We start from the raw sequence: 21,010 nt of genomic DNA, 5'->3' as shown, positions 1-21,010 counted from the left end.
TGATAGTTCGACGATGAGCGACAGTCAGTGAAGAAGCCCGAGAATTGCCGGAAACGGACCGGAATCGCGGCCTTCTCCTATTTGGCACGGAAGACAAGTTCGTCCGCGCCAGGACAAGGCCGAGCCCGTCCGTGTCCTGAAGACTAATACTTCGTTTACGCGAGACTTCTTGCGGTCGCGGCGGCCGGTGGCGTGGGGAATACGCCGACCGCCTGTTCATAGGTGTGTGCCACGCGCAGGACCGTGGCATCGTCGAAACGCTTGCCGACGATCATCAAACCGGTCGGCAGGCCGCCGACCAGACCGGCTGGAACCGAACACGCCGGGTGCCCGGTGACGTCGAAGGGGGCAGTATTGCCCACCATCGACAGCGCGACGTGCAGGTAATCGGCCAGGCCGGCATCGGCCGGGGGGATCTCTCGGGCCGTGTAGGGGACGGTGGGCATGACCAGGACGTCGTAGTAGGCCAGCGCGGCGTCGTAGGCGGCGCGCAACTCGGGGACGAGCTGGCGGGCCATGGCGTAGTACTTTCCGCCACCGACCTCGAAGGTATAGCGACCCGACAACCCCACCAGCTTCACGGTCTTGGACAGCTCGTGGCCGCGGGCGAGGCGCTGGGCGGCGAAGTGCGCGACCAGCTCCGGATCGTAGAATCCGTCGGTGTTCATCCCGTAGGCGTTGCCGTCGAGCATCTGATAGGCGGCGCCCTCGGTGGCGATAACGTTCCACACGTGCACGGCGTCGAGATGCCAGGGAATCGACACCTCCTCCGCCGCCAGTCCGGCACCGCGCAGGACGTCGACCGCGGTATGGACGGCAGCGTCGACGTCCGGATCGGACACGGGTGTGCCGAAGCCTTCGGTGACGACACCGACACGGAGCCCGTCCGCCGATTGTGTGATCGCCGACAGGTAATCGACGACCTCGATCACGGTCGGTTGACGGGGATCGGCGCCATCGGGTCCTGCCAGCACACCGAGCATGACGGCCGCATCGGCAACGGTGCGGGTGATCGGGCCGAGGTGATCGATGGTTCGCTCGATGGGAAACGCCCCGGTGTAGGGGACCAGTCCGTGCGTCGGCTTGTGACCGACGGTTCCGCAGAACGCTGCGGGGATCCGGATGGAGCCGCCCTGGTCGCCGCCGACGGCCATATCGACGTCTCCGTTCGCAACGAGTGCTCCACTGCCGCTGGAGGAGCCGCCGGAATTGCGTGTAGGATCCCATGGGTTGCGGACCGGTGCGGGCTGTGATGTGAAACTGGCCCCGGAGAAACACAGGTCCTCGCACACTGCCTTACCGGTGATCGTCGCACCGGCATCGAGGAGTCGGCGGACCACCGTCGCATCGCGGCGAGGGATGAAACCCTCCACGGTGCGGGATCCGTTCATCATCGGGACACCGGCGACCGCGACATTGTCTTTGACTGCCAACGTCTTTCCAGACAGTGGACCGTCCGGCGCGCCGGCGATCTCGGTGGTGACGTACCAGGCACCGAGACGGTTACGCTCCGGTGCGGCCGGCGCCCATTCCCGCTGCGGGGTCGGTGGGGCAGAGCGCCGATAGAGGTCCTCGACGGCGGTCGACGCACCGAGGGACGCTTCGACCGCAGGCGCAAATTCCTCGAGTTCCGCTGCGGACAGACCGAACCGAAAGTGCCGGTCAAGCGCGGCCAGGCGTGCGGAATCGGGTGGGGGCAATGTCGACATGAAAACTGTGTCTCCTTCGGTTGAACCGCGGCACGCCCGCAGGGGCATGTTCCGAGGACAGTTGAGAGTCCTGTGCTGCCGGGGCAGTAGATCTCATCGGCAGTGGCAGGGGTCGGATGGGGCCGTTGACGAGGCCGCGTGCTCGCGAGCAGGCATCAGGTGTCTCGGTGGCGATGAACCATCCGACGGGGCAGGCGCGGTCGATGACTTGTTCGTCCACATTTGCGCAGCCTCCAGCACACATCATCTTCAGTCCAGGAGATCCTTGAACACCCCCGGCATTTCCGGCGTACTCGAACGGTAGGCGCTTCCGGGGCGTGGCGTTTGACGCTGAGCGCCAGCCAACTTTGCACGTTGCGACACTCGTCGCAGTGGCCAATCACCTGAGTGGGAATGGAGGACTCAGCGGATCGGGTCATAGCACCGCGCGGTGAGGCGGCTCGTCCACAAAGCGTTGCCTGCTCCTCGCCGCCGGGTCGGGGGCATGCCGCTTCGACGTAGGCAATCCGTGCAGGTTGACATGTGATTTCATCGCTCTTAGCGTGGTGTTCGCGCGAGCAGAAGGAGCCGTTCATGTCGTCGTTGCCGCCGCCGGATGGTGACATGGTGGACGATGACTGCCCGGACTGCCGCCGCTCGGACGAGTTGATCAAGGTAGCGCCTGCTCCAGACCCATCGACACCCCGCCAGGGCCGCGAAGTGGTGCGAACCACCGCGCTCGGCACCTGGATCGAAACGATCCGCGACACGTTCGTGGCACTGGACATCGCGCCGATCGAGCCAGAGAACTTTACCGGGGCGGTGCAGACCCGCCATTTCGCGCACCTGATGGCGGCCGACGTCACGGCCACATCCCAGATCTTCCGCAGAACGGCCAGGCTTGCCAACCGCCATCCGCTCGAGTTGATGCAGATCGGCATGGTCGTCGCCGGTGAGGGGCAGCTCATCCAGGACGGGCGCACGTGCACCCTCGGCCCGGGAGATTTCGCCCTCTACGAGACTTCGCGGCCATTTACCTGGAGTTTGCATCCGGAGTGGCACCTGCGCGTGTTCACTTGGCCACGGGCTTCGTTGTCGCTCACCGAGACTCAGTTGCAGGACTTGACGGCGCGGACCGTACGATCCACCTCACCCGTGGGACAGTTGCTCTCACCGATGCTCTCCACCCTCCTGGTGGCCGATGGGGAGGTATCGTCCGCCGGTGCCATCGGCCTGGCAAGCGGGCTGGCGGACCTGGCCATCACGGCGGCCCAAGAGGAAGGTCAATCCAAGGACCCTGATCCAGGTCTGCGAGACCTCTACGTAAGTATGGTGCAGCACATCGAACGCCACCTGGACGATCCGGATCTGTCGCCCAGCGGTATCGCCCAGGCGTTCTTCGTCTCCACTCGTACCGTTCACAGAGTGTTCGCACGCTTCGGCGCAACCGCTGCGGCCACGATTCGCGAGCACCGGCTCGAGGCCTGTCGTCGTGCGATGATGGCTCCACGCAACAGATCCCGATCCCTGACCGACATCGCCTTCCAGTTCGGATTCGTCGATCTATCGGTCTTCAGCAGAGCATTCACGGCGACCTACGGCATCAGTCCGAGCCGGTACCGCGAACAACATCGATGAACCATGGACCGAAATACTCGACCAGAGCCGGTTCGACTGTGCAGCAACAAGAGATGTGGTTGAACTACTGAGTGCGCAACGAGCGCCGCTACCGGGGCCGGTCGGATTCTCGATTCCCCTCGTCGGCAGGCGTTTTCAGTAGCCGGTCCAGTTCGCTGCCTGCCTCGTCGTAGCCGGCGTCGGAGATCCGTTGCAGTTCGCGCAGGTCGCCGGCCGACACTGCGCGTCGAGTGAGCAGAAGCCCGGCGCGCATGGATCCCTCGTCCAACAACTCCCTCAGCTCCGCGAGGTCGCCGGCCGCGTCGGCGAGGTCGGCCAACCGGTCCTGAGCGGTCTCGTTGCCCTCATCGGCCAGCGCGCGCAGGGTCTCCCGATCGATGTTCTCCATGTGGCCATTCTGCAACCTTCCCCAGGGGAAAGGTCAAGTGGAACGATTGGCCGGGTGATCACCATCGGCCAGCTGGCCAGATACGTGGGCGCCGCTGCCCACGGAGGTCGGTATCCATCTCGAACACCTTGCCCGATGGGGATTCACACCCCGTTGGGTCGACCTGCAACACGACCTGTGGATCCTCGTGTTCGCCACCCACCCGGACCATGCGATGACACTGTTTCACGACCAAGCCGACATTCTTGCCGACCCGCTGCGCCGACAGCTTTTCCGCGACTACGACCACGCGTACGACCTCGACGCCGATGATCCCCGTATCGACGACCTCGCGCGCCGGATCGTGGCGGCGACGCAGGAACGCTACGGAAAGGGCGAACTCCCGGAGCTGCATGAAGCCTCCGAGATCCCGGCCCTGATCCAACAGACTGTCAACGCCTCGTCCCCGGCATGGCAGCGACTCGACTCGCTCATACGCGCACAACTGGACCCGTGACTCGAAGCGACGGACACCGGTGCATCCGTCACCGCGCGCCGCGGAACATCGGGGCCGGTGGTGAAGAAGCCACGAGAGCGATGTCCTTGTCGTTGCCGAGTCGGCTGTGTCAGGTCATCGATCGACCTGAGGGGGCGGGTACGGATAGGTGTCGGCGAGTTCTCTGACAGTTTCGGCATCGAGGCCGGCCTCGACGATGAAGTGGCCAAGCATCTGTACGAAGCGAGTACGTGTCATGCCGAAGCTGACGAAGATGTCCTCGTCAGTCGCACCGCCGTAGGGAGTCCACGCTCGAGCGAATTCGATGAATCGAGCGGCTTCTCCTCGGGACTTGTACTCCGTCTGTATCTGTCGCCTGGTGTGTTTGGTCCGGCGCAATTTCCGATACTCGCGCGTGGAGGTTTCGACGCCCGTAGAGTCTGCGCCGTTCTTTGTTGGCTTCAAGGGACAGCTTTCTGGCATCCGCTTCTACCTGGCGGTCTGTTTGCTGATGTGGTCACCCGTGAAGGTGCGGCAGTCGGCGGAATGGCGGACTCACCGGAGACTGCCGCACCCGAATTTCGACGACGTCGAGTCGACGACTACTTCTGACGTAACCAGGGGGTCAGTTCAGTCGGTCGAAACCCTGGTGGTGACCAGTGGTTCTGCTCCTTGTGCCGAAGTTGTCACTTTCCGTGGCAGAAGCAAGCAGCTGACGGCAACCAGCGCTGTGACGACGATGCCCATCACGAACACGATCGTGAAGGAAGTCCAGGTCGGAGCAGCCGTACTGGTGCCGGTAGTGAGGATGCTTCCCGAAAGTTGGACGCCGAGTGTGCCACCGACCGCCTTGACGACAAACGCGAGACCGCTGAATGCCCCGATCCGGCTGACCGGAGACGTCAACGCCACTGTGTTCATTGCCTGCGTCAGTGTGATCCCACCCGAAGCGCCGATGAGGATGGTCGCTCCCATGACCATGAGGAAATGTCCGTCTGCAGTGAGAAGAAGGACGAACGACGCCCCGGCCAGAATGACACCAGTGAGCATGGTAGTTCGTCCACCGACCCGAAGATCGAGCCAACCGGTCAGCGGTGCTACAACGGCGCCGGCCAAGCCGAGGGGGAGCAGGAGAAGGCTCGTCGTGAACTCGGAGGCGCCGAGACCGAACCCTGTGTCGGTCGGTTGCTGCACCAGCATGGGTACCGCCAGAAACAGTGCATTCGTAGCGAACCCGCACAGCAGATACACGAGGCAGCTCACTGCAAGTGGCCGCGTCGCAAGCAAGCGCACGTCGATGAGCGGCTCGGACGAACGAAGCTCGAGGACGACGAAGGTTGTCAACAGCGCAACGCACGCGAGCACGGTTGCTCCGAATTCAACAGAGAGCCAACCCCACTCGGGCGCCTTGGTGATGCCGATGAGAATGACGGCCATTCCGCTGCCGAGGAAGGTGGCGCCCGTGTAGTCGACGCGGCCGTGATTGGCAGGTGGACATGATGGGACCAGGCGCCACGCGGCGACGAAGATGATGGTGATGATCACGAAGGGGACCGAGAACAACCAACGCCAGGGGAGAACGCTCACGAGCAGCCCGGAGCCGACGAGCGCAAACGCCGTCCCAGCGTAGATGAAGGCAATGACCGAACCATTGCCCGACTTGATCCGGGCTTCGGTCTGAGTATCGCGAATAATTCCGAAGGCAAGGGGGACCACCGCAAGGCCAACACCCTGCAGGAGCTGTCCCAAGGTAAGCATCAAGATCGAGTTCGAAAGACCCGAGACTGCGGTTCCGGTTGCGACGATTGCCAGTACGGCAAGGAGGATCGACTTCTTGTCGCGAATGTCAGACAGGCGGCCGATCAACGGGGTGGCCACCGCACCCGTGAGCAGCACACCGGTGATTACCCACGCGATCTGTGCTTCTGTTGCGCCGAGGGACTCTTGAATCAGCGGCAGAGCAGGGGAAAGGATCGATTCAAGACCCTTGTAGGCGAATACTGAGGCAACAACGACCGCAAGCGTCAGCGTTGGATTGACGCGGCGCCCCTGCGATCTTTCGGATAATGTCACTTCTGGTCCTCCGGAGAGATGATGGTGATTGCCGTCGATTGCACCCGACTGAACTTCACTGATCATCTAGTTTCTGTTGCGTAGCGCGACTCCTTGGTTCCGGCGAGCAGGGTTGGTCGGGACCAGAGCTGATCGGGCAGCCAGGCCGTCAGCTCGGACGTGCGAGACCGTGGTGATCCGCGACACACAGAGACAGTATTCCTGGTTGGAGCAATGACAAATGTCCGCCGGAGACACACTGCCCTCGACTTTGTGTCCCCGAGGGGGTAGCCAGCCGTTAGAGCGAGTGCGTGACGGTGCATTCGAGGATTACGGGGCCGTCGAATTTGCAGTTTGCGGCCTTCAGCCCACGGCCGTCGCACACTGTTGGGTGATGCGTCCAGCGATATCCTGGTGATCCAGGAGGTGTCGGCCGACACCTCGTCGAATCCCTCAACAGGGCGAAGAGCGCATCGTAGATGGCGACCGACAATGATCCCTTCGCAACACAGCGTGTCGACAACGCTGTGTTGGTGACGGACCTGGAATCGGCGGGATTTTCCGATGCCGAGGAAATCGGGCGCGGTGGCTTCGGCGTCGTGTATCGCTGCACGCAGACCGCTCTGGACCGCACTGTCGCGGTGAAGGTTCTTACCGCAGACTTCGACGACAACGAGAATCGGGAACGATTCCTTCGCGAACAGCGGGCGATGGGGAGGCTGACAGGGCACCCGAACATCGCGAACGTCCTGCAGATAGGTACCACGGACAGTGGCCGGCTTTTTCTTGTGATGCCCTACTACGCCCGTGGCTGCCTCGACACGCGAGTCCGCCGGCACGGACCTCTCCCACTGGACGAGGCCCTTCGCTTCGGGGTGAAGATCGCGGGCGCCCTCGAAACAGCGCACCGGCTCGGCATCCTGCACCGCGATATCAAACCCGCGAACATCTTGCTCTCCGACTACGACGAGCCCGCACTGGCTGACTTCGGTATCGCGCGCATTCAGGGGAGTTTCGAAACCGCCACCGGTACCGTCACCGGCTCACCTGCGTTTACCGCGCCCGAGGTTCTAGCCGGGAAGTCGCCGAGCCCGGCCTCGGACGTCTATGGGCTGGGCGCCACTCTCTTCTGCGCATTGACCGGTCATGCTGCTTTCGAGCGGCGCAGCGGTGAGCAGCTGGTCGCGCAATTCGTTCGCATCACCACCGAGCCCGTTCCGGACCTTCGGGAACAGGACATCGCTGACGACGTCAGTGCGGCGGTGGAACGGGCGATGGCCACTTCCGCACCAGACCGGCACTCCGCCGCCACCCTCGGTGAGGCCCTCCGGCGCGCGCAATTCGACCACGGTTTCGCGGTCGACGACATGGCGCTCCACACCGGTTCCGGAGGTGAGCGGCCACAAGAGGCCCTGCCGAACTCCATGGTTGTTCGTCCCGCCGGAGGCAGTTCCTATCCTGGCCCGACTCGGTTGCCGGGCAGGACGACAGGAAACTTGCCGGTGGAGCTGACTAGTTTCGTCGGTCGCAGGCATGAACTGTCGGAAGTGAAACGCTTCCTGGAAAAATCGCACTTGGTGACACTGACCGGTTTCGGAGGCGTCGGCAAAACACGCCTCGCACTCAGGGCAGCTGACAGTGTGCGACGCGGATTCAACGACGGAGTATGGCTGGTGGAGTTCGCCGAGCTATCGGACGGTTCATTGGTGGCAGACCTTGTGGCTGCAGCTTTAGGCTTACGGGATCAACGGGCGAGCAACCAGCGCGACGGACTGTTGAACTTTCTGGCTGCACGCGAGCTCTTACTGGTGCTCGACAACTGTGAGCAGGTAGTGGACGCGGCGGCAGAGCTGTCCGCAACCCTTCTTCGCGGTTGTCCGCAATTGCGTATCCTCGCCACCAGTCGCGAGCCTCTCGGCATCGCCGGGGAAGCTGTTCTGCGCGTCCCGCCGCTCACCATTCCCGAGCGCGTGCCCTCACTTCGAGGAACACCTAGCTACGACGCCGTGACATTGTTCGCCGAACGCGCCGCCACGGCTCTCCCGACGTTCACACTGACCGAGGACAACGCGGGCACGGTGGCCCAGATCTGCCATCGGCTCGACGGATTACCGTTGCCCATCGAACTCGCTGCGGCACGGGTGCGAGCCATGTCGCCAGAGCAAATCCTCCAGCGGCTGACCGACCGCTACACGCTGCTGTCCCGCAGCAGCCGAACCGCCCCGACCCGGCAGCAAACGATGCGTCTGTGCGTCGACTGGAGTTATGACTTGTGCAACCCCGTAGAGCGGTTGCTGTGGGCCCGGCTGTCGGTGTTTGCGGGGAGCATCGAACTGGATGCGGCCGAGCAGATTTGCGGCAGTGACATGGATGCGCAGGAGGTACTCGATGCGCTGACCTCTCTGGTCGACAAGTCGATCCTTATTCGGGAGGAGTCCGGCGCAGTAGTGCGCTTCCGGTTACTCGACATCCTGCGGGACTATGGCAGGGAACTCGCGCAGAGAAACGAGGAGTACGCAGATCTGCGCTGTCGCCACCGAGACTGGTACCGGCAGTTGGCGCTCGAGGCGGAGTCGGAGTGGATCAGCCCCCGACAGCTCGACTGGATCTCCCGCCTGGATCGCGAACAGACCAACCTTCGCGAGGTGATGGAGTTCTGCCTGAGTGACAATCCTGGAATCGGACTGACGATCGCCGCCGCCCTCCAGCCGTTCTGGCAGGCGCGCGGACTGTTCAGCGAGGGTCGGCGCTGGCTCGACCGACTCCTTGCTGCGCCGTGGAAGACTCCGACGGTGGAGCGGGTGAAGGCCTTGCATGCACACAGCGTCCTGGCCGAACTGCAGGGCGACCTGACCGCGGCCTCCGCCTCGGTAGCCGAGGCACGCATGGTGGCCCAACGGGTTTCCGACTCGACGGCAGATGCATTCGTCGCCCGAGCCGAAGGAACACTCGCTCTGTATCGCGGCGATTTCGCGCGGGCGCGATCACTGCTGGAAACCGCGATCGAGAAGTTCGGCGCTCACGATTTCTCGCACATCGAGGTGCTCCACATGCTCGGACGGGCATGTGACCAGGCGGGTGACGAACGACGAGCGAACGAGTGCTATTCACAGGCACTCGCGATCACCGAGTCCTGCGGCGAGGTCGTGCACCGCGCCGCGACCCTCCGGGCACTGGGCATCGCCGCATGGCGACGATCAGACCACCCCGGCACGGTTGAACTGCTGCGGCACGCACTGCAGTTGTCCCGTGAGGTAGGCGATCTCCGTACGACCGCAACGTGCCTCGAGGTCCTTGCCTGGGTCGCAGCCGAGAACAAAGATGCGCGGCGTGCAGCTGTACTGATAGGTGCCGCGGAGGAAATGGCGCAGTCCGTAGGGACTTTCACGCTGTGGTTCCCGAACCTGCTCCACTATCACGACGAGTGCGAGCTCAGGACGCTGCTCGCGCTCGGCGAACCGACATTCGCGGCATCCCGAAGGGACGGCCGAGGCCTGGGATTCAATGCTGCCATCGCCTATGCCCTCGGCGAGAAAACGCCCACGCCGCCGCCCACACCTGGGGAGACCGCGAAGTTGACCAAGAGAGAACGTCAGATAGCAGAGGCCGTCGCGGAGGGCCTGACCAATAGGGCCATCGCCACCCGATTGGTCATTTCCCCGCGCACCGTTCAAGGCCACGTCGAGCACATTCTGTCCAAGCTCGGGTTCACCAGCCGCGCGCAGATCGCAGCGTGGGTAGTCGAGCAGACTTCTACCTAGCCACGAAACAGAACCGCTCGACTAGCTGCCGGCCGAGGCATCGCCCCTGTGCGGAGCCGACTGGGCACCAGCCTCCAGTGTGTTCTGATTGAGCCGATGAAGTTTCAACGCGAGACGGAGTTCGCTCGTTCGATCCACAGTTCTCCAATCGTCTCCCAATAGGTCCTTCAACCGCTGCATTCGCTGTTTCACCGTACTCACGTGAACATGCAAAACTTCCGACGCTGCTGTCGGACTTCCATCCGTTGCAAGGAGGGCCTCGAGAGTGCCCAACAATTCGGTGTGATGTGCCACGTCGTACCGGGCCACCGGGCCGAGCGTCGTCCGCACGAATCGGTCCACATTCGGTCGATTACTCAGAACCAGTCCGACGAACCCGAGATCTTCCAAGGTGCCCGACATGGCACCGCCCTGTATCCGTTCCATCGCATCACTGCAGGTCACCGCCTCATCGAACAGCTCACGAACGCCGGCTACCGCGCGCGTCGGTCCCGCGCCGGCCACCGATGGCGTCACCCGTCCAGCGCGTGCGATTGCCGAGGACAGCTCCGCGGAATTCGACCGCGGATCATTTCCTGGTATCAGGGCTACTACCGCCGACTTGTTTCCGCGCTGGAGGATATGGCTTTGCCCGGCCAAGCCCCCTCGAATCTTCGCTGCTTCGTCTGCGAGGTAAGCAAGCCGACGTTGCTGCAAGGGTGCTCGCACGACATGAACGGTGTACGGCTGACGCAGTTCCATTCGCAGCTGCGCGGCTCGGTGGATCAGGCGGCTGGGAGCTTCGTCACCAGACAGGAGATCGTCGATGAAGTCGTCGCGACGAAAACCCGCGGCTCCGGCCTCTGCCTCGGCCAAGAGTAGAAGCAAAGCGGCGACGACTGCTGCACGTTCGAGGATCTGAATGTCTGGCTTCGCGGGAGTCCCGTCACCTTGGTAGTACAGAATGCCGAGAAGTCTGGCGGCCGCCAAGATCGGGATGGCTACCAGGCTCCCGGACGTTTGAGTGGTCCGCGCGAGAGCGGCGAGACGAATCAACTCGGGAGGCTGCGCAGTTCCGCTGAGGTCGCCTGCGTCAGCGAGTAGGCGGTCGTCCGGATCGAACACAGCCAGCTCACCGCCGACGATCTTGACGACTTCCTGAACGAGATTGTCGATGTTTCCGCCGGCCAAGGCGACCTGGGAAAGCGTGAAGTGCGCCGTGGTCGCGCGCTCGGACTCGGCGTTACTCCGGGCCAGCTCGCGGTTCGCGTCCTCGAGTGACCGGAGTGCAGTCTTGGTTTCCTCGGCAAGCCTGGAGCGTTCGATCGAGATGGCGGCATGCCCGGCCAGCGAATGCAGAAGATCCAGATCCGATGGAGTGTAGGAACGTTCGTCACGGTTGGCAGCAATCAACGCACCGAGCCGTTTAGATCCGTTCACCAGGGGCACGCCGACGGTCGCAACGATTTTCTCCCGCTCCATGACCCGGTCGACGTCTGGAAAATGAACAAAATTCGGATCGCCGAAGTACCTCGAAACGATCAACGGCATTCCGCTCTCTATTATCCGCCCTGTCATCGCCATCCCCGCCGGTACACGCAGATCGAGAAGCTCGGAAGTCATGCCCCCCGAGGTCGCACCCAGGTAAGCGTATTCACCGTCTCGTTCCGCTAACCAGAGGTAGACGACGTCGGCGCGAAGAAGCCTCCGCGCACGATCGGCAATACCGCCGAGAAGCCTGTCCGGATCGTCTTCCGAGGTGATGTCAGCGACGGTGTCCAACAGTGCTCGATACCGATCATCTCGCGCCTCGTGCTGACCGGCGACTTCTCTGAGGAGAGCAAGCAGGGCCGGATGGAACCCCGGCTCCTCAGCGCTGACCGGGAGCTCCGAAGCCGCGCTCAAGATCTCGACGACAGTGCGCTCGACCTCCCCGAGATCCGAACCCGTGCGGGAGACGGCGCGCACCAGCTCTGAAGCGACTCGCAGGATGTCGGTGGCTGTGCCACCCGCCAGATTCTCGGAAGATGTGAGCCGCAATTCGTGTTTCATGATCGCCTCATCTCATCCTGCGCGCATTCAGCCGCAGCAGTTGCCTTCACCATACGGTGTATGTCCACCACGGACCAGAATCGGCGCAAGTACCGTCTCCATCGGACATATCGACACGGACGCGACGAACGTAGGCTTCGGCGGAGGCCCGATCGACGCACGAAGTGTAGGGCAGACCGAACGTTGTGGGTGCACGACAAGGCACCGAGAACGATCCGAGATATGTACGACAATCTGTGAGGTGCACGTTGGACGCCGTTGCCTGCGCAACATTCGCACGAACCTGGAACGAGACGGTCACAGTTCACGCGAGCGAGACCTTCTTGGTCTTCGAAGGGTCGACGAACGAGGTCACGCAATGGACTTATGAGGAGTTCGATCGAATCGTCGATTCGACGGCCGCCGCGCTCGAAGAGGCGGGAGCGATGCCCGGGTCAGCAGTCCACGTCGTCTTGAAGAATCGTCCCGCCTTCGTGGCAGTGTGGCTCGCTGCGGCGCGCATCGGCGCAACCGCCATCTTCGCCGATCCGGCGTCCTCCGCCAGGGACATCGCGATGCATATTCGTCGAACGACACCGACTGTGGCGCTGTGCGGTTCCCGGAATGCCGACACGTACCTCCAGGGCGTCAAGCGTGCGTCCGACGAGGGTGTGGGGTCGGCACTCGATATAGAACTTCTTGTCCTGAAGGAAGACTCGGTCGACGTGCTTCCTGGCAGCGTCCTGGTCTCCCGCGACCGCCTCCCACGTCTTCTCGACGAACCAGGCCCGCATGACCGACTCGCAGTGATGTTCACGTCCGGAACGACATCTGAGCCCAAAGCTGTTGTGCTGACGCAGTGCAACTATGCACACGTCGCCCAGGCGATGGCGAAGGCCACCGACCTGAGACCGGGGGACCGCTGGTTGGTCACACTCCCACTTTTCCATGCGAACGCCCAGTACTATTGCTTCGCTCCTGCGATCGCCGTGGGTGCGAGTGTGGCCCTGACCCACACATTCTCGGCCTCTCAGTGGGGGAAGCAGGCCGCCCGACTCGAGGCCACCCACGCCAGCTTGTTCGCGGCACCGATTCGGATGATTCTTGCGCGGCGTCCCGAGGACACACCACAATTGAATCTCAGGCATGTGTGGTTCGCCCAAAGCCTCGCTCCCGGTCACTTCGACGAGTTCGCGTCGATGGTGGGATGTGCACCGCGCCAGTTGTACGGAATGACCGAAACCGTTGCCATGGTCACGGCGGAAAGCCCCGAAGACGCGAGTCCGGTCTTCATCGGCAACCCCAGCGACGCAGGACGCAGAACCGCCATTGTCGATCCCCACAGCCTTGAGCCCGTCGACACGGAGACCCCCGGCCTCTTGCTGGTGGCCGGCACCCCCGGGTGTGACCTTTTTCAGGACTATCTCTCGGACCCGAAGGCGACGTCGGCCGCACTTCTCCAAGAAGGCGGCGAGACGTGGCTACGAACTGGCGACCTGGTGGTGTCCGATCAAGACGGGCGCCTGCGATTCGTCGGCCGGGTCGACGACGTCATCAAGGTGTCCGGCGAGAACGTCAGCCTCACCGAGGTCGAGGCCGCATTGGCGCAGGCACCCGGTGTCCTGGAGGTCGCGGTCGTCCCGCGGCCGGACCCCATTCGGGACGTTGTTCCCGTCGCTTATGTAGTAGCGCGCAACGTGGAGACTCCGCTCGACATCGACGAGCTCACCGCTTGGGCATCGAACAACCTTCCACCACAGGCATGTCCACGCGATTGGCACCAGGTGGCGGAACTTCCACGAACAAGTGTCGGTAAGATCAGACGCTCACAGCTGAAGTCCGAGGACGCGTAACGGTCACTAGTTCCAGTCCACTACCTGGTCCAGCACCTCGGGACAATTCTTCTCCAACGCGTCGACATAACTCCGAATATGATCACGCATGAGGCGCTCAGCTTTTTCAGAGTCACCACTCTTGATGGCGTCGGCGATTTGATCGTGCGATACCGGCAATTCTTCTCGGGGAATCTTCTCGTCGGCGGATTCATCGACATATATGCTGCGGAGTCCGTCCGCGAATAACAGTAAAATCGGGTCGCCGGTGAACCGGGCCACTGAAAAGTGGAAACTACCGGACTCCGCGTTGTCCCCGTCCGCCTCCTCAGGATCCCAGGGTATGCCCGACTTCACGCGTTCACTCGCGAGCCGAGCCATCAAAGGCTCGACCTGCAGGCGCGTGTTCAGCACATTTCGGAGCGTCAGGCCGAGTAGATGGAAATACAACGATGAAGCGCTCGCAAATTGCGAGCTTGCGACCTGATTTACTCGGGTACCCCCACCCGGGCCGGGTCGAATGGAGATGACTCCGTACATTTCGAGAATACGAAGAGCTTCGCGAAGCGACGGCCGGCTGACCTCGTAGCGTTCGAGCAACTCCGCTTCCGAGGGAAGCCGAGAGAGCCCTTCGTCTCCAATGTCCTGCACGATTCGACCCGCCACGAGTCGCGCAGTCTTCCGGCCAACAACTTTCATAACGCTCATGATAGCCCTCGCCCTAGGGATTACCGCTGCGTGAAGCGATGAAGACGGGTGAGGTGGCCAATTCGTCGGCACCGCCGACGAATCGATGGTGCCTCAACACATCCCGAGATCGCGGCCTACACGAGAACAACTCGGGAGGCGGCCCTTCCGCCGTGGCCAAAATTCAGCGCTGACGAACTTGCCAGGAATCGGGCCCGACGAGTGGGCCGTCCCGCTTCGGAGGAATCGATCCGACGGTGGTCTGCCTTCCGGGGTCATGTGTGCGCACTGCTGCGCAGGGTGTTGAGCAGGTGTTTCAGCCGGTGGTGGGCGTGCCCCGGAAAGTGATGGTTGACACAAGACCCAGTTGCTGTAGATCATCTATAGGAACTGTTCCTGAGTCAGCAAAGGATTGTGGTGCCATGAGTAAGTACCGGGTTATCGACACTGATACCCATCTCATCGAGCCGGCGGATCTGTGGACCGAACGCCTGCCGAAGGCGTGGGGCGCGGACGTTCTGCACGTCAAGTTCGATGAGAAGACCCAGTCGGACCTGTGGTTCTTCGGTGATCAACCGCTCAAGGGCGCGTGGACGTGGGCGAACTGGAACTGGAAGAACTTCAACTCCGAGCTGCACGACGGGAGCGGTCCCACCCGCCTCGACGAAGCCCATCCGGCGACCTACGACGTCGACGAGCGCGTGAAGTTCATGGACGATCAGGGCTTCGAGATGCAGGTGCTGTACCCGAACCTCGCCGGGTTCGACTGGAAGCCGTTCGTGCAGCACCCCAACCGGAACCTGGCGATCGCGCACCTGGCCGCCTACAACGACTTCCAACTCGAATGGGTGGCCAAGTACCCGGGCCGGTTCATCCCGATGATGGTGATCCCGTACTGGGACGTGGCGGCGTCGGTCGCGGAGATCGAACGCCTCGCCGATTCCGGCTTCGGCGGCATCGTGACCACCGGTGCCCCGCACGAGCACGGTCAAGCGCCCCTGGGCAGCCGCAAGTGGGATCCGCTGTGGAAGGCCTGCGAGGAGGCGGGCCTGTCGGTCAGCTTCCACACCGCCAGCGGCGACTTCCGCGAGATGCTCAAGCACGACGAGGACGACGGGTTGGTCGGCGGTGTGCGCGTTGCCGCCGACGGACCCCACATCTACCTCGCCAACGCCGTCATCGTCAGCGACCTGCTCGTCTCCGGAATCCTCGCCCGGTTCCCGACCCTGCAGTTCGTCTCCGTGGAAAGCGGAATCGGCTGGGCCCCGTTCGTTCTCGACGCCCTCGACAAGCGATTCCAGAAGAACGGCGTGTTCCGCTCGCACCCCGAGTTCGGTGACATGCTCCCCAGCGACTTCTTCAAACGGCAGGTATCGCTGAACTTCTGGTTCGAACAGCTCGACGACTACCACCTCGAGACGCTCTCACTCAAGCCACTGATGTTCGAAACCGACTTCCCCCACCCCACCAGCTTCCACCGGCCCACCCTCGCGGAAAACATCGAACTCGTCCTCGGCCGCCAGCCCGAAGAGGTCCGCCGCGCCGTCCTGTGGGACAACGCCGCCCGCCTCTACGGCAAGGCCATGGAAAAACAGGGAGTCAACCCCAGCCAAGCCCTGCCCAGCCTGACCAGCTGACCACACCCCACACCACCACCAACAAGAACCGGGCGCTCTGGGGCACTCCACCCGCACCCGACGGTGCCCCAGAGCGCCCATCCAAACACCCGGACCATCGCCACCTGCCAGCCACCCAGCGGAATTGTGTATCCGTGCGTTGATCGGCGACTGCTACTCGCCGTCCGAGAGCGAGGAGAACTATCGCCATGATCTTAAGACGTAACCACCTATTGGAAACCTTACAATCTGGTCGAATCGCGTTAGGCTGCAGTCTTAATGAGGCGCGCGACCCGGGAATGGTGTACGCCATGGCCGCTGCGGGTGCAGACACGGTGTTCATCGACCAAGAGCACAATCTTCACAACACCGAGACGGTGTTCGACTTGGTCGCGCATGCCCATGCCGCCGGAATCAGTCCGTTGGTCAGGCCACCCCAGATCGACTACGCCTGGATCACTCGTCTGCTGGACGGGGGATGTCAATCCTTGCTGATTCCGCATGTGCGACATCCGTCGGAGGTCGAGCACCTCATCGACCTGGCGTTCTATCATCCAAGGGGTCGACGCGGCGTCGCCTTGGTCGGCGGAGCGGGCGTCAATTATCAGGAGGTCACCAGTGCGACAGACGTCATGCGCTGGGCCAACGAGAATCTGCTTGTTGGGTTGATTATCGAAACCCCGGAAGCGGTCGAGGCGTTGGACGAGCTTCTACTTCCGGGCATCGGCCTGGCACTGGTGGGGCACGGGGACCTTGCCCAATTGTATGGAGTGCCCGGAGATCCGCGACACCACCTTGTGCTCGAGGCGCAGGAACGGGTGCGTGCGCTTTGTGCCGAACGCGGAATTGCCTACGGCGTGTTCCAGCCGAGCCCCCATCTTATTGCCTCCGAGGTTGAACTGGGAGCGCAGTTGATCGTCCATGGTGGGGTCTTCTCCTTCATCCGCAAATCGGTGGGGGATTTTCGTAGGACTGTCGAAGGGGCCTTGACTGCGGACTCGACGTCGGCGATGGTCCAGCCCTGCGGCCGACCTTCAGTGCACCGTTGAAATATCAGAGTGTGGAGTTCGAGGTAATCCGATGACCAACGAAGTGGTAATTGTCGAGGCAGCGCGATCGCCGCTCACCCAGCGGCAGATGTACGGCAGAACCTCTTGCGAGCTCACGTTGGAAAAGCTGTTGGACGTCACCGTCAACGGCCTACTGCAACGCACCAAGATCGATGAGGACGTTGTCACCACCGTGGTCACTGTGGGTGACGGGGCAGCGTCGCGCCGGTATGCCGAATCGTGGCGGAATGTGTTCGATCATATCGATCTGCACCAGGCGATTTCGTCTACTTCTGCAGTCAGATTGGCCAGTGAAGCGATCAACGACGATCCGCGAAGGGTGGTGTTGGTGGCGGGAGCGGTGGGCGGGCATTCTCTCCATGAGCCTGGACGAGCTGCGGGTCAGCCGACGCCGCCGGGAGCGGACCTATGGTCCATCACGCGAAAGAGGCAAGGCGACTTTGCTTTCGCGTCGCACCGACGCGCCCGGGAATGCGCCCTGTCGGGCGATTTTCGACGCGAGATCATCCCTCTCGAAGTTCACCTCGACCACGAGATGACCGAGTTCATCGCGAGCGACGAGCTTCGGCAGGTGTCCGAGCCGGGCGGTGCCCTTACGCCAGCCGGTGCACCGGCTTCGAACGGTGGAGCCGGCCACGATTGTCGCCCGTCCCATCACAACGCTCGTGCTGCGAGTGGCGCCGGCGCGCTGGTGCTCACCAGCGCCGCCCGCGCCGACGACCTGGGGCTGCACCCTCGCGGGCGTCTGGTGGGAGTCGAGATGCTGTTCGACACGCCGCTGACGGATGTATCGGTCTCTCAACTCGAATCGGTGCGCTCGTATCTGCGGGCACTCGAAGTTCCGCTCAACCGGATCGATCAATTCGAGGTTCCGGAAGAGGTGGCGGCGACACCGCTGATCTGGCTCGAGCAGTTCCGCCTGAATCCCTACATGCTCAATCCGCGGGGTGGGGCGTTGGCCTTCGGTCACTTGGGTGGACTCGAAGGAATTCGGTGTGTGACAACCATGCTCAGCGCCCTGGAAGATACCGGCGGAACCTACGGCGTGGTGGCCACGTCGGAACCCGAAGGATCTGGCGTCCTGCTCGTGGAATGCCTGAACAGCCCCTGACGACACGTAGGTCAGCACGGATCTACATGCTCTGCAACCGCCGTGGTCACGGCAACGGCAAGTGGCGGTCTTCGCCAAATTTCGATTTCCAAGATACAAGAGGAGTTGAGAATGAAGGCAATGGTCATCGATCGAAAGTCGAATAGCCCTGGACTGGATCTGGTCGATGTGGTTCCACCCGAGGTAGGGGACACACAGGTCCGCATCGCAGTGCGAGCGGCTTCGGTGAACCGCGCCGATCTGGCCCAGCTCGCCGGAACCCATGCCGCTGGTGGTGGTCCACAGGCCCAGGTGGTGGGGCTCGACGCGGCAGGAGAGATCATCGAAGTCGGTCCCGGTGTCACCGACTTTGCGCGAGGCGACCGCGTGATGACGATGGTGGCTGGTGGTCTGGCGGAAGAGGTGGTGGTGGATGCCTCGATGCTCATCCCGATACCGACGAATTGGAGCTACCCCGAAGGAGCTGCGGCAGTACTGGGCTTCATGACAGCCCACAACGCGTTGATGACAACTGCGCGGATGACCGGGGGCGAATCGGTTGCGATACACGCCGCGACATCTGGCGTGGGCATGCAGGCCGTCCAGCTGGCTAGTTACTTCGGAGCCCGGCTCATCGTCGGTACCACCCGTTCGGATCGAGGCCACGCGCTCCTTGACGCCCTGGGCGTCGACGAAGTGATCAACACCAGCGCAACCGACTTCGCCGCGAGAGCACTGGAGATCACCGCCGGCAACGGGATCGACATCGTTCTCGACCACGTCGGTGGCAGCTACCTTCCGATGAACATTCAGGCCGCGGCAGTGAAGGGCCGAATCGTGGGGATCGGACGCCTCGGCGGAGCGGAGGGGCTCCTGGATATGGAGGCGCTGGCATTCAAACGGATCGAATTGGTCGGCGTGACATTCCGCACCAGGACTCCCCAGGAAAGAGCCGAAATCGTGCGCGCGTTGCGGCGGGACATTGCACCCTTCCGCCCGCATGCCGCCCACCGCGATATCCACGAAACGCTCCGCCCGGTCATCGCCCGCGTCCTGCCCTGGAGCGCAGCGGATCAGGCCTATCAATTGATGTCCGACAACGAAGTACTGGGCAAAATCGTGCTGGAAGTGGGTTGACATATGCAGGCCAACATCTTCGATGTAAAAGAAATGATCGGTTTCAAGCCCGTGCAGGGCATGGATGGGCGTGCCGTTTTCGGCGCACATATGCAATTGACCTATGTCACCTTCGAGCCCGGCACGGTGGTGCCGATCCACTCCCATCCGCAGGAACAGATCGGGTTACTCCTCCGCGGCGACGCGACGCTGTTACTCGACACCGGCGAGGTGCAGTTGACCGAGTTGTCCAGCTACGTGGTGCCCGGCGATGTGCGACACGGTCTGGTCGTCGGCTGGGAGGGCGCTGTGTTCGTCGAGGCGTTCCATCCCGTGCGGCAGGACTATGTCGATGCCGCCCGCGGGAAAGATGTGGTGCCGTTCCAATGACATCGACCCACGTGGGGCGCCTCAACTCACGTCACGAAGTGCGTGGACTCGGTGACGAACGGGCATCGGGCGAGTAGCCGTCGCTATGACCGTCGTGCCGAATTTTGCTGCGCCGGTGCCTGCCTGGTCATGGACGTGAGCGGTTGCTGGTGGCGCTCGACTGTGCGACAGGGCCCGTCTCGAGCAGTTCCAGGGCGACCCGGGTGCCGGGGCATCCGGGTCGTGATCGTTACCCGTGTCCGACCGAGGTCATAGGGCAGATGCGCCGCAGCCCGCAGAACCAACGACAAGGCGCCGGGCCAGAACGCGTGGATCAGTTGGTGCGCCGGTGCGGGACGGATGCCACCAGCCCGTCCAGATCGTCCATGCTTCCCACCAGACCGAGGCCGGGTTGTCACTACTGCGCTGTTGTGCAGCCAACAAGGCGTGCACGGCCTCCCGGTCGAAGGCGTCGGAGCCGTACGCGTACAGGGTGTCGGCGGGGAGAACGATCAGGCGACCTGAACGGAGCGCGTCACCCGCGTGGGAGAGTCCGCGCTGCCTGGCCTCAGGGACGTGGCAGTTCAGCGGTTGGTCACCGTCGAGGGCTCATCGCCGCTGATGTCGCGGTGTCCCGAACGCGTCGGCAATTCCACCGTCAGGAGGCGCTGGCTGACCTCGATCAAACGATCTTCGCGACAGGCCGCGGCAACGATGAACTTTCTGAGCGCACTGCGTGCGTCGACCAACTCCCAGAACATGGCGTCAGTGCGCGCGTTCACTGGTGAGAGCTTCGCGTATTGCGCCATCAATTCATCGATGCTCATTGCAGGTACGTCGCTAAGATCTGCGAGTAGCCGATTTCGGTGCCACGCTTTACCGGCGAGGCCTGATCGTGGTGTCCTTGACAGGCACGTCATTCTTGCTGATAGCACCCCGGAGGCGTACGGGACGACTCGTCGAGCAATGATGACCTTCGCGGTCTTCGCAACGGCACTGGCAGTCGCCACAATTTCTCGTCCGGCCATGATCAAACGCTCCTACTCGAGAGTGCGCCCGGCGAGATGGTGGGGTCGCCCTTCTTCCAGTTGCTGCAGGCGCACAGCTGGTCGGATTGCACGGGCATGACAGCGGTTCGGTTGTAGGCGGGAACCTGATCACCGATGGTCAGCAGGGCCATGGGAGTTCCTTTCGGAGGACTTGGGTGTGGTCGAGCTA

Annotated in this window: 17 protein-coding genes; 9 read left to right on the top strand and 8 right to left on the bottom strand. The window is 62.7% G+C overall.

What is annotated here, in order from left to right; genetic code table 11:
- Positions 1-155: 155 nt before the first annotated feature.
- Positions 156-1,709: an amidase gene (locus tag L1080_RS27005; protein WP_159926594.1), complete on the bottom strand. Its 1,554-nt coding sequence runs from the start codon at positions 1,707-1,709 to the stop codon at positions 156-158.
- Positions 1,710-2,282: 573 nt separating this feature from the next.
- Between L1080_RS27005 and L1080_RS27000 the strand changes: the two genes are divergently transcribed.
- Entirely contained in the window at positions 2,283-3,326 is a 1,044-nt protein-coding gene (locus tag L1080_RS27000; RefSeq protein WP_250777093.1) for a helix-turn-helix domain-containing protein, read from the top strand.
- 88 nt (positions 3,327-3,414) lie between these two features.
- On the opposite strand, the gene L1080_RS26995 is transcribed toward L1080_RS27000, so the two are convergent.
- Positions 3,415-3,714, bottom strand: a complete 300-nt coding sequence (locus tag L1080_RS26995; protein ID WP_159926598.1) for a hypothetical protein — start codon at positions 3,712-3,714, stop codon at positions 3,415-3,417.
- A 214-nt stretch (positions 3,715-3,928) separates the two neighbouring features.
- Between L1080_RS26995 and L1080_RS26990 the strand changes: the two genes are divergently transcribed.
- On the top strand, positions 3,929-4,210 hold the full coding sequence (locus L1080_RS26990; RefSeq protein ID WP_250777094.1) for a hypothetical protein: 282 nt from the start codon (positions 3,929-3,931) through the stop codon (positions 4,208-4,210).
- A 609-nt stretch (positions 4,211-4,819) separates the two neighbouring features.
- Here L1080_RS26990 and L1080_RS26985 read toward each other — a convergent pair.
- A complete protein-coding gene (locus L1080_RS26985; RefSeq protein WP_236603319.1) occupies positions 4,820-6,262 on the bottom strand; it encodes an MFS transporter in 1,443 nt (480 codons plus the stop codon).
- Between the two features lie 458 nt (positions 6,263-6,720).
- Between L1080_RS26985 and L1080_RS26980 the strand changes: the two genes are divergently transcribed.
- On the top strand, positions 6,721-10,002 hold the full coding sequence (locus tag L1080_RS26980; protein WP_250777095.1) for a protein kinase domain-containing protein: 3,282 nt from the start codon (positions 6,721-6,723) through the stop codon (positions 10,000-10,002).
- A gap of 21 nt (positions 10,003-10,023) precedes the next feature.
- On the opposite strand, the gene L1080_RS26975 is transcribed toward L1080_RS26980, so the two are convergent.
- Positions 10,024-12,033: a helix-turn-helix domain-containing protein gene (locus L1080_RS26975; RefSeq protein WP_250777096.1), complete on the bottom strand. Its 2,010-nt coding sequence runs from the start codon at positions 12,031-12,033 to the stop codon at positions 10,024-10,026.
- A 236-nt stretch (positions 12,034-12,269) separates the two neighbouring features.
- Here L1080_RS26975 and L1080_RS26970 point away from each other — a divergent pair, with 236 nt between their 5' ends.
- Positions 12,270-13,865, top strand: coding sequence for a class I adenylate-forming enzyme family protein (locus L1080_RS26970; protein WP_308202219.1), 1,596 nt, complete (start codon positions 12,270-12,272; stop codon positions 13,863-13,865).
- Positions 13,866-13,871: 6 nt separating this feature from the next.
- Here the strand turns inward: L1080_RS26970 and L1080_RS26965 are convergent, their stop codons facing one another.
- Positions 13,872-14,543, bottom strand: coding sequence for a FadR/GntR family transcriptional regulator (locus L1080_RS26965; protein WP_236603320.1), 672 nt, complete (start codon positions 14,541-14,543; stop codon positions 13,872-13,874).
- Positions 14,544-14,953: 410 nt separating this feature from the next.
- Between L1080_RS26965 and L1080_RS26960 the strand changes: the two genes are divergently transcribed.
- The 5 genes from L1080_RS26960 to L1080_RS26940 all read left to right on the top strand — a co-directional run bounded on the left by L1080_RS26960 (position 14,954) and on the right by L1080_RS26940 (position 19,813).
- Entirely contained in the window at positions 14,954-16,168 is a 1,215-nt protein-coding gene (locus L1080_RS26960; protein ID WP_159926608.1) for an amidohydrolase family protein, read from the top strand.
- 278 nt (positions 16,169-16,446) lie between these two features.
- A complete protein-coding gene (locus L1080_RS26955; RefSeq protein WP_284709049.1) occupies positions 16,447-17,196 on the top strand; it encodes an HpcH/HpaI aldolase family protein in 750 nt (249 codons plus the stop codon).
- A 31-nt stretch (positions 17,197-17,227) separates the two neighbouring features.
- Positions 17,228-18,328, top strand: coding sequence for a thiolase family protein (locus L1080_RS26950; protein ID WP_250778006.1), 1,101 nt, complete (start codon positions 17,228-17,230; stop codon positions 18,326-18,328).
- Positions 18,329-18,439: 111 nt separating this feature from the next.
- The gene (locus tag L1080_RS26945) at positions 18,440-19,444 is read left to right on the top strand and encodes a zinc-binding dehydrogenase (RefSeq protein ID WP_250778008.1); all 1,005 of its coding nucleotides are present in this window, start codon (positions 18,440-18,442) and stop codon (positions 19,442-19,444) included.
- A gap of 3 nt (positions 19,445-19,447) precedes the next feature.
- Positions 19,448-19,813 carry a cupin domain-containing protein gene (locus tag L1080_RS26940; RefSeq protein ID WP_159926616.1) on the top strand — a complete coding sequence of 122 codons (366 nt, stop codon included), beginning with the start codon at positions 19,448-19,450 and terminating at the stop codon, positions 19,811-19,813.
- 249 nt (positions 19,814-20,062) lie between these two features.
- On the opposite strand, the gene L1080_RS26935 is transcribed toward L1080_RS26940, so the two are convergent.
- The 3 genes from L1080_RS26935 to L1080_RS26925 all read right to left on the bottom strand — a co-directional run bounded on the left by L1080_RS26935 (position 20,063) and on the right by L1080_RS26925 (position 20,972).
- On the bottom strand, positions 20,063-20,284 hold the full coding sequence (locus tag L1080_RS26935; protein ID WP_250778015.1) for an L-threonylcarbamoyladenylate synthase: 222 nt from the start codon (positions 20,282-20,284) through the stop codon (positions 20,063-20,065).
- Between the two features lie 92 nt (positions 20,285-20,376).
- Complete coding sequence (locus L1080_RS26930) at positions 20,377-20,619, bottom strand: hypothetical protein (protein ID WP_250778010.1); 243 nt, start codon at positions 20,617-20,619, stop codon at positions 20,377-20,379.
- Positions 20,620-20,822: 203 nt separating this feature from the next.
- The gene (locus L1080_RS26925) at positions 20,823-20,972 is read right to left on the bottom strand and encodes a hypothetical protein (protein ID WP_250778012.1); all 150 of its coding nucleotides are present in this window, start codon (positions 20,970-20,972) and stop codon (positions 20,823-20,825) included.
- Positions 20,973-21,010: the final 38 nt, after the last annotated feature.

Origin of the sequence: Rhodococcus sp. MSC1_016, from assembly GCF_023667485.2 — a bacterium.
GTDB lineage: Bacteria > Actinomycetota > Actinomycetes > Mycobacteriales > Mycobacteriaceae > Rhodococcus_F > Rhodococcus_F oxybenzonivorans.
Note: the sequence above shows the minus strand (reverse complement) of the source record. Positions and strands in the feature narration are given on the sequence as shown.

Excerpts from the sequence above, each read along its gene's own strand:
- L1080_RS27005 (WP_159926594.1), bottom strand. The coding sequence starts at position 1,709 with ATGTCGACATTGCCCCCACCCGATTCCGCACGCCTGGCCGCGCTTGAC.
- L1080_RS27000 (WP_250777093.1), top strand. The coding sequence starts at position 2,283 with ATGTCGTCGTTGCCGCCGCCGGATGGTGACATGGTGGACGATGACTGC.
- L1080_RS26995 (WP_159926598.1), bottom strand. The coding sequence starts at position 3,714 with ATGGAGAACATCGATCGGGAGACCCTGCGCGCGCTGGCCGATGAGGGC.
- L1080_RS26990 (WP_250777094.1), top strand. The coding sequence starts at position 3,929 with ATGACACTGTTTCACGACCAAGCCGACATTCTTGCCGACCCGCTGCGC.
- L1080_RS26980 (WP_250777095.1), top strand. The coding sequence starts at position 6,721 with ATGGCGACCGACAATGATCCCTTCGCAACACAGCGTGTCGACAACGCT.
- L1080_RS26975 (WP_250777096.1), bottom strand. The coding sequence starts at position 12,033 with ATGAAACACGAATTGCGGCTCACATCTTCCGAGAATCTGGCGGGTGGC.
- L1080_RS26965 (WP_236603320.1), bottom strand. The coding sequence starts at position 14,543 with ATGAAAGTTGTTGGCCGGAAGACTGCGCGACTCGTGGCGGGTCGAATC.
- L1080_RS26960 (WP_159926608.1), top strand. The coding sequence starts at position 14,954 with ATGAGTAAGTACCGGGTTATCGACACTGATACCCATCTCATCGAGCCG.
- L1080_RS26955 (WP_284709049.1), top strand. The coding sequence starts at position 16,447 with ATGGTGTACGCCATGGCCGCTGCGGGTGCAGACACGGTGTTCATCGAC.
- L1080_RS26950 (WP_250778006.1), top strand. The coding sequence starts at position 17,228 with ATGACCAACGAAGTGGTAATTGTCGAGGCAGCGCGATCGCCGCTCACC.
- L1080_RS26945 (WP_250778008.1), top strand. The coding sequence starts at position 18,440 with ATGAAGGCAATGGTCATCGATCGAAAGTCGAATAGCCCTGGACTGGAT.
- L1080_RS26940 (WP_159926616.1), top strand. The coding sequence starts at position 19,448 with ATGCAGGCCAACATCTTCGATGTAAAAGAAATGATCGGTTTCAAGCCC.
- L1080_RS26930 (WP_250778010.1), bottom strand. The coding sequence starts at position 20,619 with ATGAGCATCGATGAATTGATGGCGCAATACGCGAAGCTCTCACCAGTG.
- L1080_RS26925 (WP_250778012.1), bottom strand. The coding sequence starts at position 20,972 with ATGGCCCTGCTGACCATCGGTGATCAGGTTCCCGCCTACAACCGAACC.